We start from the raw sequence: 14,101 nt of genomic DNA, 5'->3' as shown, positions 1-14,101 counted from the left end.
AGCCGGCCGGCCCGGACGCGCGCCCGCCGGTCACGCCGGTCGCGCCCCGTCGTCGTGGAGGAGCGCGGGCTCCGGCGCGTCCGGCCCGTCCGGCTCGGGCTTCGTCGCCAGGTGGTGGTCGAGCCGCCGCATCACCGGCGTCACCGTCACGCCGTGGAGCACGATGGAGAAGAGCACGATCACCGACGCGGCTGTCCAGAGCAGCTCGGTCTGCCCGAAATTCTCGTGATTGCACGCGTAGGCGAGATAGTAGGCCGTACCCAGCCCGCGAATGCCGAAGAAGCTGATGATCCCCTTCTCGCCGGCGGACTGGGGGCTGCCGATCAGGCTGATCCAGCCGATCACGGGCCGCACCACGAACAGCACCAGCACGGCGAAGCCGATCACCGGCCAGCTGATCTCGGAGAGAAGGTTGCCGGCCGCCAGCGCTCCGCCGAAGATCACCAGGAGCGCCATCATGAGCAGCCGCTCCAGCTGCTCGATGAAGTCGTGCAGGCGGTCGTGGTAGTCGTGGTTCCGCTCCACCGAACGGAAGCTGATGGCGGCCACGAACACCGCCAGGAAGCCGTAGCCGCTCGCCATCTCGGTGAGGCCATAGGCAATGGCCGTGATGCCGAGCGCCACGAAGCCGTCGCCCGTGCGGGACAGGCGCGCCCGGTTCGGCAGCCGGAACGTGACCCAGCCGAGCACACGCCCCACCACCCAGCCGATGGCGACGCCCGCCGCCAGCTTCCAGATCACCGAGTAGGACACCCAGTCGACGAACCAGCCGTCCTTGAGCGCCACGAGCGCGATGGCGAGGTGCACGAACGGGAAGGCCAGCCCGTCGTTGAGCCCCGCCTCGCTCGTCAGCGCGTAGCGGACCTCGTCCTCCTTGCCCTCGCCCGGCGCGCCGACCTGCACGTCGCTGGCGAGCACCGGATCCGTCGGCGCGAGCGCGGCGCCGAGGAGGATCGCGGCCGCCGTCCCGAGCCCGAGCATGCCAACCCCGAGCACCGCGATGGCCGCGATGGTGAGCGGCATGGCGATCACCAGGAGCCGCCAGGTCAGCGCCGAGCTCGACCAGGCGAGCGGCCGGTCGAGCTTCAGGCCCGCGCCCATCAGGGCGACGATGACCACGAACTCGGTCAGCCGTTCGGTCAGCGCCAGATGATCCAGCGGGTCGGGGGCGATGCCGGGCAGCGCGGGCAGCGAGAACACCGCCGCGCCGAGCGCGATGCAGCAGATCGGCAGCGACAGAGGCAACTCCCTCAGCACCATCGGAAGCCAGGCTGTCAGGAGGACGATGACACCGAAACCGGTGAGGACGACGATATAGGAATCCATGAGCCGCGAACGTGCCGCCGCCGATTGCGTTCCTCTCGCCGAAGGTCGTCCTGCGCGTCTCGTCCGTGGCGCCAGCCGCTCGCGGGAGCAATGCCCTCCCGGTCGCGTTGACCTTCGGCGCGGTCCGGGCCGCGCATCCCCTGGCGTTCTGGCGAGGCGGTTCACGATGCCCCATGTCTTCCCGTACAGACACGAGCCCGTCCGGCTCGCCGTCCAGACCGCCGTCGGCGCGACGCTCGCCTATGCGCTCGGCAGCGCGATCGGCAAGGACTCCGAATCCTGGGCGGTCTTCTCGGCCGTGTTCGTCATCAGCGGAAACGTGGGCGGCACCCTGGGGATTGCGCTCGACCGGCTGCTCGGAACCATGATCGGCGTCCTGGTGGCGCTTGCGGTGACTCACACGGTCGGGACCGGCGGCTGGCACACGGTCGTGTCGCTCGCGATCGGCATCGGCGTGATGGCCCTGGTGTCGGGCTACGCGCCGTCCACGTCCTACGGCCTCGTCCCCACCGCCATGCTGGTCGTCGCTCCCGGCTTCGACGTCCTGGAAAGCGCGATCGAGCAGTCGGCCGGCATCGTCGCCGGGGCGGCGGCGGGCGCGTTCGCGTCGGTCGTCGTCTTCCCGAGGAGCGCCGTCGGCGAGGCCCGGCGGGCGGTGGCGGAGGTCCTCCGCGGTTCGGCCGAACTCCTGGACCGCTCGCTTGCCGCGACCCTTCATGGCGAGCGCCGGGACCTTCTCGCCGTGCACCAGTCGATCGAGGCCGCGCTCGAGAGGGCGCGCCGAACCAACCCGGCCGCGCGGCGCGAGCGCCGGCTGCGCGGCCGGCGCTCGGGGCCGGTGCCGACCGACGCCGCCGCCGAGCGGCTCTGGTACACCCTCGCGGTCCTCGACCGGCTGAGCGCCCAGCGCATTCCCGCCGCCGTGGGCGCCGACCTCGCCGGCCGCATCGCCGCCGCCGGCCGGTCCTCCGCCGAGGCGATCAGGCGCATTGCCTCGGACACGGAGCACGGCCGCCCGCCGAAGCCGACCGACCTTTCGGGCGAGGTCTCGGCCGTCAACGACGCGCTGGCGTCACTCAGAGGGAAGCCGGCCTTCACCGGCCTCGACCAGGAGGACATGGTCCACGTGATGACGCTCGCCTTCGCGCTGGAGGAGGTCGCCCGCCACGTGGAGGCGCTCGTGACGCCGGCCGGCGACGAGGCGGCCGTTCACCCCAGGAACGTTCCAGCACAGTAGCTGTTAGCAAGGATCCGGGCCGGAAGCGGACGACGAGCCGAACCGGCCGTCCGCGGGAGGCCCCCATGACCACCAGGATGAACCCACCCGTCTTCATCGGCGCGAGCGCCATCATCGTCGCGCTGGTGCTCGTCGGCATCCTGATGCCGGAGGGCAGCAACCGGGTGTTCACGGCCATCCAGTCCGGCATCTTCCACGGCTTCGGCTGGTTCTACATCCTGGCCGTGGCCGGCTTCCTGTTCACCGTCGTCTACGTGGGGGCGAGCCGCTACGGCACCTTCAAGCTGGGCCCGGACGACAGCGAACCGGAATTCTCCTACCTGTCCTGGATCGCCATGCTGTTCGCCGCCGGCATGGGCATCGGCATCATGTTCTTCGCGGTGGCGGAGCCCGTCCTCCACTATTCGTCGCCGCCGGTCGGCGAGGGCGGCACCGTCGAGGCCGCCCGCGAGGCGATGGTCATCACCTTCTTCCACTGGGGCGTCCACGCCTGGGGCATCTACGGCATCGTCGGCCTGTCGCTCGCCTATTTCGGCTTCCGCTACAACCTGCCGCTGACGATCTCGTCCGGCCTCTATCCGCTTCTGAAGGAGCGCATTCACGGGCCGGTCGGCAACGCGGTGGACATCTTCGCGGTGTGCGGCACGCTCTTCGGCATCGCCACCTCGCTCGGCTTCGGCGTGCTCCAGATCAACGCGGGCCTCAGCTATCTGACCGGCATCCCGAACACTGCCTCCGTGCAGGTCCTCCTCATCGTCGTGGTCACGGCGGCCGCCACCGTGTCGGTCCTCACCGGCCTCGACGCGGGCATCCGCCGACTTTCCGAGCTCAACCTCGTCACCGCCGTCGTCCTGATGCTGTTCGTGCTCGCCGTCGGGCCGACGGCCTTCCTGCTCCAGGCCTTCGCCCAGAACATCGGCGCCTACCTCGACGCCTTCATGCGGGTGTCGTTCAACCTCTACGCCTACCGGCCCACCGACTGGATCGGCGGCTGGACGCTCTTCTACTGGGCCTGGTGGATCTCCTGGTCGCCCTTCGTCGGCATGTTCATCGCCCGCATCTCCTACGGGCGGACCGTGCGCGAGTTCGTCGTCGGAGTCCTCCTGGTGCCGGCCGCCTTCACCTTCCTGTGGATGACCGTGTTCGGAAACAGCGCCATCAGCCTGGACATGGGCTCCGCGGCCGGCGCCATCTCGTCGGCGGTAGCCGAGGACGTGCCGGTGGCGCTGTTCCGGTTCCTGGACCTCCTGCCCTTCAGCGCGGTCACGTCCACGCTCGCCATCATCCTGGTGGCGGTCTTCTTCGTCACCTCGTCGGACAGCGGATCCCTGGTGATCGACAAGATCGCCGCCGGCGGAGCCGAGGACACGCCGGTCTGGCAGCGGGTCTACTGGTGCTCGCTGGAGGGCGTGACCGCCGCGCTCCTCCTCCTGTCCGGCGGGCTCGGCGCGCTCCAGACGATGACGCTGATCAGCGCCCTGCCCTTCACCTTCATCATGATCGCCCTCACGGTCGGGCTCCTGCGCGGCATGGCCGCCGACGCGGCCCGCTCCGGCGGCGGCGCGCGACCGCTCGTCGCCCATCCGGTCGCCCAGATCCCGTGGACCCGGCGTCTGGAGCGCATCCTGGAGGAGCCCGCCCGCTCCGACGTGGACACCTTCATCCGGTCCGTGGTCGAGCCCAACCTCACCAAGGTGGCGGCCGCCCTGCGCGAGCGCGGCATCGCGGCCGGTACCGAGCCCCATGACGACGGCGGGTTCGCCCTCGTCGTTCCGAGCGAGACGGTGCGCAGCTTCATCTATGCGGTCGTGCCCGCGTCCCGTCCGCTGCCGGCCTTCAGCGCCGCCGACACCGGGCGCGGACGGTCCACGTCGTCGTCGATGTGGCTGGCCCAGACGCGGTTCAACGACGGCAGTCGAGGCTATGACGTGATGGGCTTCACCGGCGACGAACTGGTGGCCGACGTGCTCGGCCAGTTCGAGGTCTACCAGCACCTGGTGACGTCGGAGGGTACCGCCCTCTTCGCCATCTCGCCGGATCCGGCGAGGGTCTGACCTCCGCCGCCGCCGCCCGCATCCCGATCGGACCGGGAGTCGGAGGGGTGGGGCGCTTCACAGGCCGATCATGCGCCCCGTGCCGATCAGGTAGCGGAGAAGATCGCCGCGGAACGGCTCGCGGTTGCCGATCTGGACCAGCACCCGCTCCATCTTCTCCCGCTCGCCCGGGGCGTTCGGCGGCTCGATCACATAGTGGGCCGGGCCGACCGCCGTGATCGTCCCTCCGACCGATTCGATCGCCTGAACAAGCTGCTCCGCACGCACATCCATGACCCGATCCTCCACAGCCCCCGGCCCGGACAGTCGTGCATGACGCATATCGTGACATTGATGTCGATCAAACCGGCCCGGCGAAATGGCCGATTTCAGCGCCCACTCCGCCCGATCCCGCCCGAGGTCGCCAGCCCGGCGGGTCGGGCGGTGGCGCCTTTCCCCGGGCGACCGGTCGAACTCGACCGGTGTCGTTGACGGTTCGTGAACGGCATTGCGCGGTCGTCCACCACGGCTCCTCGGGTCAATTGTATGACAGAAGGCCACGCTCCCCTGGAGACCTCGTCATGACCCGGACTGCCATTCGCGCCTTCGCCCGCTCCCTCTCTCTCGGCGCCGCCCTGGCGCTCGTTCTCACCACGATTCCCATGCCGGACGTCGCCGGCATCGGCGGCCCGTCGGCCTACGCCAAGGACGGCGGCGGCAATGGCGGCGGGAACGGTGGCGGCAATGGCGGCGGGAACGGCGGCGGCAACGGTAATGGCGGCGGCAAAGGCAACGGCGGCGGCGGGAGCGCCGGCGGCGGTGGCCGCGGCTCGTCGGCGGACGCCGGCTCCGCCGGTCGGAAGGGCGACGCCAAGGGCTCCCGCCGCGAGAGCGGCCGCGAGATCCGCTCCCTGGCGGACTATTTCCGCTCTCCCGAACCGGAGACCACCAAGTCCCGCAAGGCCGAGACCGCCAAGGCGAAGAAGCGCGAGACCGCGGAGACTCGCGCCAAGCGCGCCACCAAGGTGACCAAGGCCGAAACGAAGAAGGCCCGCACCGAGACCGTCGCCCTTTCGCCGGCCACCGTGCCGACCCCGCCGGCCAAGCCGTCCGGCCCCAAGGCCAAGCCGCTCGCGGCCCGCCTCGGCGCCCTCAACGCGGCCCATGCCAACCTGAACGCCTATGTCAACGCCGACCCGAACTCGCGCGTCGGCCGCATCGCCGCCTATGCGGCGGCCCGCCTCGCAGCCGAACAGGCCGTCACCGATGCCGCCGCCACCGGGGCGGCTCTGGCGGCTGCCGATCTCGCCGTGACCGACGCGACCGCGGCCTTCGGCACCGCCCATCCGGACGTGGCCGGCGTCTCGCTCGACGCGCTGGAGGCGGAGTACGCGGCCCTGTCGTCGCTGACCGCCCCGACCACCGAGGAGGCCGCCCGCCGAGACGCCATCGGGGCCGCCCTCGCCAGCCCGGAAGCGGCCGCGCTCGCCACCGCCGCGGACGCCCAGGCGCTCGCCGCGGCGGACGCCGCCACGGCGGGTCTCGCCGTGGAAACCGCCGCCGCCGGCGCACTCGACGCCCTGAAGGCCGCCGCGAACAAGCCGGGGGAGATCACCGAGGACGGACTCGTCCAGGCGGAAGTCGATCGCCTGATCGACGAGAGCGGCTACATGGACACGCTCCGCGACCAGGCCGCCGCCCCGGCCCCGGCGCCCGTCGAGGACGGCACCGTGACGGACGATCCGACGGACGTGGTCGACGCGCCGGCCGACGATGTCGACGACGTCACGGACGGCGCCGTGACGGACGATCCGACGGACGTGGTCGATGCGCCGGCCGACGACGTCACGGACGATACGGCATCAACGGACGCGGATACGTCCACGCTGGTGGCGGACGCCGACGACGCGGCGGTCGCGACCGAGACGCCGCTCGCCCCGGCCACGCCGTGACCGGGCTTATCGGCCCGAAAGCCTGATGCAGGAGAAGTGGGACCGGGCGGGGTTGGCCGAAGGGCCGGCCCCGCCCGTCCGGTCACATCCTGTTGCCGACCACCGCGCCGGCGGTTCCGCCGGCGACGCCGCCGACGATCGCCCCGCCCGTGCCGCCGACCGCATTGCCGACGACCGCGCCGCCGGTGCCGCCGATCAGAGCGCCGGTCGCCGTGCGCTGACCCTGCGTGTTCCCGCAGCCCGCGAGCCCGAGACCGAGCGAGACCACGGCGGCGAACGTAATGAGGTGCTTCATGACGAACCATCCCTTGCAAGAACCGTCAGACAAGCCCGCAACCGGCTGAGCCGCCAACTGTTCCCGACGAGGTATCGGCTCCACACGGATCGCACCGCCGCGGTCTGCATACGCGCCGATCCGCCCGCCCGTCACGTCCTCGGCGTCGAGCCCGAGGCTCCGCCGACCCGGCGGCGCCAGGCGGCGTCCAGCATCCCGGTCGGGTCGCGCATCCACTGGTCGGCCGCCGGGTGGCTGCGGCCGAAGCGCCGGAGCCCGCGCCTGCCGGCCTCGGCGAGCACGAGCGCTTCGCCCTTCAGGGTGAGGGCCTGCTGCAGCTCGGCGAGGTCGGTCTCGATCCCGCCGAAGCGGGCCTTGTAGGCGAGCGCCCCCACGCTGAGGTCGAACAGGTGGTGCCCGTTCGCCTGGGCCCATTCCATCGTCTTCACGAACAGCACGAGGCCCGGCGAGGCCGTCCGCCAGCGCTCGTCGGAGGTCATGGTGGGGATCAGGATGGTGAACACGCCGCCGTGGCTGAGCCCGTAGACGACCGCGAGGCTTTCGTCCCCGACCCGAAGCGAAAAGACCCGGACGGAGCCGTCGACGAGGCCCTTCTCGGCGCGCGTCCGGTAGAAGGTCTCGGCGGTCTCGCGGGACAGGAGATCCGGCCGCCCCTTGCGGCTGAACCGCTCCCGGCGCTGCCGGAACATGTCGTCGAGCCGGCTCCGGACGGTCGCCGGGTCGGCGGCCAGTTCCACCACGGTCAGGCCGGACTTCTCGATCTTGCGCAGCTTCTGCCGCGTCTCCTTCACCACCGACAGGGACGAGAGCGCCACCGGCGCGCCGTCCTCGCCGACGAGCGGCACCCGCGTCGCGATGGCGCCCATCGGCTTCAGCCTGGACCAGGCGGCGAACGGATGCGGCGTGCCGTGGACCGACAGGGGCACCTTCTTCAGCGTGATCGCATCCGCCGGCGGCAGCGCCGCCCGGACGGCGGCCCAGACGGAGGTCATCTCCGCGTCGGTCCAGTGGGCGCGGGCGGACCGCAGCGGCATCCAGTAGTCGCAGACGTCGAAGTCGATGCCCTCCACCACCCGGAACGGCCCTCGCCGGCGGAGGGCGAAGGGCAGCGCCAGCACCGGCTCGCCGGTCCGGTCGGCGACGACAACCACCAGCGGCTCCGCGTTCGCCTCCCGGCCCAGGGTGGCGAACACGTCGGCCAGGAAATCCATGTCCTGGAAGGGAGTCGGCGCCGATCGGGGGGCGCAGCCAAGGAAGGACAGCAGCGCCGGGTCGTCCAAGTCCCGAACGGCCCGTGCCGAGAAACTGTCCGCGTCGCTGGCCCGCAGCCCGTCGGGGAAGGGACTCCCCGGCGCCGACGCGGCATCGGCAACGGCGGACGGACTATCGATGCCCAGCATGCGTGTGCGCCCCTTTGCAGAGGCGCCGACAATACATTTTCTAAACTGTATGTGTCAGCAGACACCGATTGCACATTTAGTCTTCGTTAATCAGACGGCCGCCGCGCCGCCGGCGAGCGCCACGCCCCCCCGACCGGATCAGGCCGAAGGCCGAGGCGCCCCGACAGGCGGGGCGCCGGCCGACGTCAGATCGGGCTGCGCGGCTTGTGCCCCGGCGAGGGCTCCATCGGGTCGAGTTCCTCGTGGACGATGTCGCCCTTGTGCTGCGCGCGTTCCGTCGGCGGCGTCTCGGGGCGCGCGCGGCCGCGGGCGAGGTCCGCCTCGGGGTCGCTCTCGATCAACGCCTTGTCCTCGTCCGTCACCTGGTCGGCGACTTCCTTCCGGTTCGGGCTCATCAGCTCTCTCCTGCTCGTGCCACCCCTGACGAACAGGTCCGCCCGGCCGAGGTTCCGCGCGCGGCCCCCGTCGCGCGCTCCCCAGCCCGCGCCGTCAGATCGACAGGTCGGCCAGCCGGTCGACGATCGGACCCACGCCGAACCGGATCGGGTCGGTGGCCGGCAGGGCGTGCTCCTGGGCCGTCCGGCGGAGGTAGGCCCTGGCCGCGGCGTCGTCGAGCTTTTCCGTGTTCACCGCGATCCCGCAGCAGCGGATCGCCGGGTTCACCAGCCGGCCGAGCCGCAATGTCATGTCCACCACGTCCGCGATGGACGGGACCGGCGTCTGCACGCCGCGCATGGTCCGCCGGGTGGGCTCGTGGCAGACCACGAAGGCGTCCGGCTGCGCGCCGTGGAGGAGGCCCAGCGACACGCCGGAGAACGACGGGTGGAACAGCGAGCCCTGCCCCTCGACCAGATCCCAGTGGTCCTCGTCGGCGGCCGGGGAGAGCCATTCCACGGCGCCCGAGATGAAGTCCGCCACCACGGCGTCGATCGCGACGCCCCTGCCGGAGATCAGCACGCCGGTCTGGCCGGTCGCCCGGAAGTCCGCGTCCATGCCCCGGCGGCGCATCTCCTGCTCCAGGGCGAGCGCGGTGTACTTCTTGCCGACCGAGCAGTCCGTCCCGACCGTCAGCAGGCGGCGACCGGACCGGATCGTTCCCTTGCCCGTCCCGAAGGTGCGCTCCGCGTGGCGCACGTCGTGGAGCGCGACGCCCCGCTCGGCCGCCCGCGCGGCGATCTCGGGAACCGACGACAGCCGCGTGTGCAGCCCCGACGCCACGTCGAACCCGGCCTCGATGGCCTCCAGGATGGTCGGCACCCAGGACGGCGCGATGAACCCGCCCGCGTTGGCGACGGCGACCACGAAGGTCCGGGCGCCGCGGTCGGCCGCCTCCCGGATCGTCAGGTCGGGCATGCCGGTGTCCGCCTGGCACCCCGGCAGCCGCAGCTGCCCGACGCACCAGTCGCGGCGCCATTCCACCAGGCCATGCGCCACCTTGGCGGCGAGCTGGTCCTGCACGTCTCCGAGGAAGAGGAAATAGGGCTGCTTCAGTTCCATCGACGGCGACCTTTACGGCTGGGTTTCGACCGTTACCACCGAAAACGCGGATCGGTACAGGAAGGGCGGTGACTTATGCGTCATACATGCTAGCTTCCTTCCTTTGTACAGGAGAGGAGTCCCGATGTTCACGGTCCTGAAAAAGATAGCAGCCGTCGCCGTCGTCGGCGCGGTCGCCGCAACCGCGGGCGTGGCGATGGCCCAGAGCCCGCAGTTCTTCCGCATCGGCACCGGCGGCACGGCCGGCACCTACTACCCGATCGGCGGCCTCATCGCGAACGCGATCTCCGGCGCCGAGGGCAAGGGCGTGGAGGGCCTGGTCGCCACCGCCGTCGCGTCCAACGGCTCGGTCGCGAACATCAACGCGGTCAAGGGCGGTTCGCTGGAATCCGGGTTCAGCCAGTCGGACGTGGCCTACTGGGCCTACACCGGCACCGGCCTGTTCGCCGACCAGGGCAAGGTGGAGGATCTTCGCTTGATCGCGACGCTCTATCCCGAGACGATCCACCTGGTGGCCGCCAAGGGATCCGGCATCAAGTCGGTCGCGGACCTCAAGGGCAAGCGGGTGTCGCTCGACGAGCCCGGGTCGGGCACCCTGGTGGACGCCCGTCTGGTGCTCGGCGCGTTCGGCCTGTCGGAAGACGACGTGGAGGCCGAATACCTGAAGCCCGGCCCGGCCGGCGACCGTCTGCGCGACGGCGCCCTCGACGCCTATTTCTTCGTGGGCGGCTATCCGACCGGCGCCATCTCCGAACTCGCCACCTCCAGCGGCATCGAGCTCGTCCCCATCACCGGGCCGGAGATCGACAAGCTGATCGGCGAGTACACCTTCTTCAGCAAGGACACCGTCCCGGCCGAGACCTATGCGGGCGTCGGCGAGACGCCGACCATCGCGGTCGCCGCCCAGTGGGTCACCAGCGCCAAGCTGCCGGAGGATCTCGTCTACAACATCGTCAGCGTGCTGTGGAACGACGCCTCCCGGGCCGCCCTCGACGCCGGCCACGCCAAGGGCAAGCTGATCACGCTGGACACGGCCACCACCAGCCTCGGCATCCCGCTTCATCCGGGCGCCGAGCGCTTCTACCGCGAGAAGGGCGTGCTGAAGTAAGCCGCCGACGCCTCGGGTCCGCGGCCGCCGGCCGCGGACCTTCCCAGGATCTCCCTTGCCGACCGGACCCAGACCATGACGTCACCCACCAATCCGGACACCACGCTTCCGCCCCTCGAACTCGACGAGGCGAAGGCGCGCGAGCTGGAGGAGAGATTCGATTCCGAGATCCGGTTCCGGCCGCTCTCACCGCGGGCGAACTGGCTGGTCGGCGGCATCCTGGTGGCCCTGTCAATCTTCCACTACTACACCGCCGGCTTCGGGCTCCTGTCCGAGATGGTCCATCGCGGCATCCACCTGTCGCTGGTGCTTGGGCTCGTCTTCCTGGTCTTCCCGGCGACGCGGCGCGGGTTCGAGGCGCGTCCCGGTTCCTGGTTCCGCCCGACCGGCATCCCGCTCTACGACTGGGCGCTCGCCGCCGCCGCCGTGGTGGCCGTGCTCCACGTGCCGCTGATCCCGCTCGACGCCCTCGCCTTCCGGGTCGGCAACCCGACCACCGCCGACGTGGTCCTCGGCGGCGTGCTGATCCTCCTCCTCCTGGAGGCGACCCGGCGCTCCGTCGGCTGGCCGCTGCCGATCATCGCGCTCATCTTCATGAGCTACGCCATCTTCGGCCCGTCCATGCCGGGCATCCTGGTCCATCCGGGCGCGACGGTCGCCCAGCTCGTCGACCACCTCTACCTGACGACCCAGGGCATCTACGGCATCGCGCTCGGCGTGGTCTCCACCTACGTGTTCCACTTCGTGCTGTTCGGCGTGTTCGCCACCCGGATCGGCCTCGGCCAGCTCTTCCTGGACTGCGCCGCCTGGGTCGCCGGGCGCTACGCCGGCGGGCCCGCCAAGGTCTCCATCTTCGGATCGGCGCTGTTCGGCATGATCTCCGGATCGTCCGTCGCCAACACGGTGACGGTGGGGTCGCTCACCATCCCGGCCATGATCAAGCTCGGCTACAAGCGCGAGTTCGCCGCCGCCGTGGAGGCGTCGTCGTCCACCGGCGGGCAGATCACGCCGCCGATCATGGGCGCGGCCGCCTTCCTGATGATCGAATTCCTCGGCCTGCCCTACACGACCATCATCCTGGCCGCGATCGTGCCGGCCTTCATGCACTTCTTCGGGGTGCTCGTGCAGGTGCACTTCGAAGCCAAGCGCAACGGGCTCCGGGGCCTGCGCCCGGACGAGATGCCGGACCTGAAGGACGCGTTCCGGCGCGACTGGCCGACCGTCATCCCGCTCGTGGTGCTCGTCGGCATCCTCCTCGCCGGCTACACGCCCTACCTGGCGGCCTTCTGGGGCATCACCCTCTGCATCGCGGTCGGCCTTCTCAACCCGCGCCGGCGCATGTCGATCGGCGAGGTGTTCGCGGGCCTGCGCGACGGCGCGAAATACGCGCTCGCCGTCGGCGCCGCGGCCGCCACGGTGGGCATCGTGGTCGGCGTCGTCACGCTGACCGGCGTCGGCTTCAAGATCTCCTTCATCGTCACGTCCACGGCCGCCGACCTGTCCGCCGCCCTCGGCCAGATCCTCCCGGCGGCCCTGTTCGCGCCGCAGACGCTGACGCTCCTCTTCACCCTGATGATGACCGGCGTCGTCTGCATCCTGATGGGCTGCGGCATCCCGACGACCGCCAACTACATCATCATGGCGACCATCGCGGCCCCGACCCTGGGCCTCCTCGGCGTGGAGCCGATCGTGGCCCACTTCTTCGTCTTCTACTACGGCGTCCTCGCCGACATCACGCCGCCCGTGGCGCTCGCCGCCTACGCGGCGGCCGGCATGGCGGCCGCCGACCCCTTCAAGGCCGGCAACACGGCCTTCCGGCTCAGTCTCGGCAAGGTCCTGGTGCCGTTCGTGTTCGTGTTCTCCCCGTCGCTCCTCCTGGTCACGACGGGGTTCACCTGGACGGCCTTCGTGCTCGCCTTCGTCGGCTGCATGCTCGGGATCGCCTGCCTCGGCGCCGCCATCTCCGGCTGGCTCCTGGTCCGGACGGCCACCTGGGAGCGCGTGCTCCTCGGGCTCGCGTCGCTTCTCCTGGTCGCGCCCGAGCTCTACTCCACCCTGGTCGGCGCGGCCCTTATCGCACCCGTGGCGATCCGGCAGTGGACCGCCTGGCGAAGCGCCGACGCGCTCGCCGCGGGCTGACGCCGCGGTGGCGACCGCGCCAGGTCCATTGCATGCGATCGTCAAGCTCCGGATATCGTAAGGAGAGGCGGTCGAGCCGGACGCCACCGCAATTCTCCGTTGCGCTTTAATCTTAACAACAGGTTCGCAACTCAAAAGATAAAAATAGATGCATATTGCACGCAACAGTCCTCGGGATGAGTTCGATGGCCGAGACTAAAGCGTGCATCGTCAGCGACAGCTCCATTCTGGTGTCCGTGATCCGGGAATCCGTCGCCCCATACTTCGAGCGGGTCGCCTCGACGTCCTGCCTCGATGACGTCGCGGCGGCCGAGCCTGACGATGAAACCGTATACATCGTCGAGGCGATCCGGCCGTCGGCGATCGCGGAGGCGCTCGACGGCGCCGGAACCGACCAGCTCGGCCGCGTCGTCCTGCTGCTGCGCGGCAACCAGGACGTGGCGCCCCTGCGATCGCTGGTCGGGCTCGTCGGCGCCATCCTGCCCAGCGACTGCACCGCCGACGAGATCGCCCTCACGGCACGGATCGTGCGCCAGGGCCTGGTTCTCCTGCCGTCGGACATCCTGGCCTCGGTGATGGCCTCCGGCCCCGAAGCGCCCGAGCGCCCTGACGACCTGAACCGCCTGACCGAGCGCGAGCAGACGGTCCTCGACCTCATCGCCCAGGGCGCCAGCAACAAGACCATCGCCCGCAGGCTCGACATCAGCGACAGCACCACGCGCGTGCACGTGCGCTCGATCCTGAAGAAACTCGGCATGCAGAACCGCACCCAGGCGGCTCTCTTCGCAGCCAGGACCAGACCCGCCGCGGCCGTCGCCCCCAGCTGACGCCGGTCGCGGCCGGTCCGCCGCCCACCCTGTCGATGACCTGTGCTCCCCGGCGACCTGTTCGCCGGCCGAGGCCGATTTTGCCCGATCCTGCGCCGTGTCCGTCAGTCAAACCGGAGAGAAATAACCGGGAAGACACGTCGAAAACAACCAGTAACCTAGTCGTTTCGTTTATCGGACCGACAACAGGTACCCAAAATGATCTCGGTTAACAATCGAATACGCTATTTCGTCCCGATGTTGATCGGGTGAGACTTCCACCACTGGCTGCAGATTTTCAGCGACCA

Annotated in this window: 12 protein-coding genes; 6 read left to right on the top strand and 6 right to left on the bottom strand. The window is 70.4% G+C overall.

Annotated elements, in window-relative coordinates; translation table 11 throughout:
• Positions 1 to 30: 30 nt before the first annotated feature.
• Entirely contained in the window at positions 31 to 1,326 is a 1,296-nt protein-coding gene (locus HND91_RS16350; protein WP_181707672.1) for a cation:proton antiporter, read from the bottom strand.
• Between the two features lie 166 nt (positions 1,327 to 1,492).
• Here HND91_RS16350 and HND91_RS16345 point away from each other — a divergent pair, with 166 nt between their 5' ends.
• Positions 1,493 to 2,563, top strand: coding sequence for an FUSC family protein (locus HND91_RS16345; RefSeq protein ID WP_181707671.1), 1,071 nt, complete (start codon positions 1,493 to 1,495; stop codon positions 2,561 to 2,563).
• Between the two features lie 65 nt (positions 2,564 to 2,628).
• Entirely contained in the window at positions 2,629 to 4,617 is a 1,989-nt protein-coding gene (locus tag HND91_RS16340) for a BCCT family transporter (protein ID WP_181707670.1), read from the top strand.
• 57 nt (positions 4,618 to 4,674) lie between these two features.
• On the opposite strand, the gene HND91_RS16335 is transcribed toward HND91_RS16340, so the two are convergent.
• Positions 4,675 to 4,890, bottom strand: a complete 216-nt coding sequence (locus tag HND91_RS16335) for a hypothetical protein (RefSeq protein WP_181707669.1) — start codon at positions 4,888 to 4,890, stop codon at positions 4,675 to 4,677.
• A 287-nt stretch (positions 4,891 to 5,177) separates the two neighbouring features.
• Between HND91_RS16335 and HND91_RS16330 the strand changes: the two genes are divergently transcribed.
• Positions 5,178 to 6,548, top strand: a complete 1,371-nt coding sequence (locus tag HND91_RS16330; RefSeq protein WP_181707759.1) for a hypothetical protein — start codon at positions 5,178 to 5,180, stop codon at positions 6,546 to 6,548.
• An 82-nt stretch (positions 6,549 to 6,630) separates the two neighbouring features.
• Here HND91_RS16330 and HND91_RS16325 read toward each other — a convergent pair whose 3' ends face one another.
• The 4 genes from HND91_RS16325 to dgcN form a co-directional block, all read right to left on the bottom strand.
• Positions 6,631 to 6,843, bottom strand: a complete 213-nt coding sequence (locus HND91_RS16325) for a YMGG-like glycine zipper-containing protein (RefSeq protein WP_181707668.1) — start codon at positions 6,841 to 6,843, stop codon at positions 6,631 to 6,633.
• Between the two features lie 131 nt (positions 6,844 to 6,974).
• Positions 6,975 to 8,054: a GNAT family N-acetyltransferase gene (locus HND91_RS16320; protein WP_181707667.1), complete on the bottom strand. Its 1,080-nt coding sequence runs from the start codon at positions 8,052 to 8,054 to the stop codon at positions 6,975 to 6,977.
• Between the two features lie 374 nt (positions 8,055 to 8,428).
• Positions 8,429 to 8,638: a hypothetical protein gene (locus HND91_RS16315; protein WP_181707666.1), complete on the bottom strand. Its 210-nt coding sequence runs from the start codon at positions 8,636 to 8,638 to the stop codon at positions 8,429 to 8,431.
• Between the two features lie 94 nt (positions 8,639 to 8,732).
• Positions 8,733 to 9,740 (bottom strand): N-acetyltransferase DgcN, encoded by a 1,008-nt coding sequence (dgcN, locus tag HND91_RS16310; protein ID WP_181707665.1) that lies wholly within the window; start codon positions 9,738 to 9,740, stop codon positions 8,733 to 8,735.
• Between the two features lie 124 nt (positions 9,741 to 9,864).
• Here dgcN and HND91_RS16305 point away from each other — a divergent pair, with 124 nt between their 5' ends.
• The 3 genes from HND91_RS16305 to HND91_RS22475 all read left to right on the top strand — a co-directional run bounded on the left by HND91_RS16305 (position 9,865) and on the right by HND91_RS22475 (position 13,814).
• A complete protein-coding gene (locus HND91_RS16305; protein ID WP_181707664.1) occupies positions 9,865 to 10,848 on the top strand; it encodes a TAXI family TRAP transporter solute-binding subunit in 984 nt (327 codons plus the stop codon).
• A 75-nt stretch (positions 10,849 to 10,923) separates the two neighbouring features.
• Positions 10,924 to 12,987 (top strand): TRAP transporter permease, encoded by a 2,064-nt coding sequence (locus HND91_RS16300; RefSeq protein WP_181707663.1) that lies wholly within the window; start codon positions 10,924 to 10,926, stop codon positions 12,985 to 12,987.
• A 185-nt stretch (positions 12,988 to 13,172) separates the two neighbouring features.
• Positions 13,173 to 13,814, top strand: coding sequence for a response regulator transcription factor (locus tag HND91_RS22475; protein ID WP_210272753.1), 642 nt, complete (start codon positions 13,173 to 13,175; stop codon positions 13,812 to 13,814).
• The last annotated feature ends 287 nt before the right edge of the window (positions 13,815 to 14,101 follow it).

The sequence above is a fragment of the Chthonobacter rhizosphaerae genome (assembly GCF_013839525.1).
GTDB classification, from domain to species: Bacteria; Pseudomonadota; Alphaproteobacteria; order Rhizobiales; family Pleomorphomonadaceae; genus Chthonobacter; species Chthonobacter rhizosphaerae.
The sequence above is the reverse complement of the archived record's forward strand: the minus strand, read 5'-3'. Positions and strand labels throughout refer to the sequence as shown.

What these genes read in the sequence shown, in the direction of transcription:
- HND91_RS16350 (WP_181707672.1), bottom strand. Translation starts at nt 1,326, where the DNA reads ATGGATTCCTATATCGTCGTCCTCACCGGTTTCGGTGTCATCGTCCTC.
- HND91_RS16345 (WP_181707671.1), top strand. Translation starts at nt 1,493, where the DNA reads ATGCCCCATGTCTTCCCGTACAGACACGAGCCCGTCCGGCTCGCCGTC.
- HND91_RS16340 (WP_181707670.1), top strand. Translation starts at nt 2,629, where the DNA reads ATGACCACCAGGATGAACCCACCCGTCTTCATCGGCGCGAGCGCCATC.
- HND91_RS16335 (WP_181707669.1), bottom strand. Translation starts at nt 4,890, where the DNA reads ATGGATGTGCGTGCGGAGCAGCTTGTTCAGGCGATCGAATCGGTCGGA.
- HND91_RS16330 (WP_181707759.1), top strand. Translation starts at nt 5,178, where the DNA reads ATGACCCGGACTGCCATTCGCGCCTTCGCCCGCTCCCTCTCTCTCGGC.
- HND91_RS16325 (WP_181707668.1), bottom strand. Translation starts at nt 6,843, where the DNA reads ATGAAGCACCTCATTACGTTCGCCGCCGTGGTCTCGCTCGGTCTCGGG.
- HND91_RS16320 (WP_181707667.1), bottom strand. Translation starts at nt 8,054, where the DNA reads ATGGATTTCCTGGCCGACGTGTTCGCCACCCTGGGCCGGGAGGCGAAC.
- HND91_RS16315 (WP_181707666.1), bottom strand. Translation starts at nt 8,638, where the DNA reads ATGAGCCCGAACCGGAAGGAAGTCGCCGACCAGGTGACGGACGAGGAC.
- dgcN (WP_181707665.1), bottom strand. Translation starts at nt 9,740, where the DNA reads ATGGAACTGAAGCAGCCCTATTTCCTCTTCCTCGGAGACGTGCAGGAC.
- HND91_RS16305 (WP_181707664.1), top strand. Translation starts at nt 9,865, where the DNA reads ATGTTCACGGTCCTGAAAAAGATAGCAGCCGTCGCCGTCGTCGGCGCG.
- HND91_RS16300 (WP_181707663.1), top strand. Translation starts at nt 10,924, where the DNA reads ATGACGTCACCCACCAATCCGGACACCACGCTTCCGCCCCTCGAACTC.
- HND91_RS22475 (WP_210272753.1), top strand. Translation starts at nt 13,173, where the DNA reads ATGGCCGAGACTAAAGCGTGCATCGTCAGCGACAGCTCCATTCTGGTG.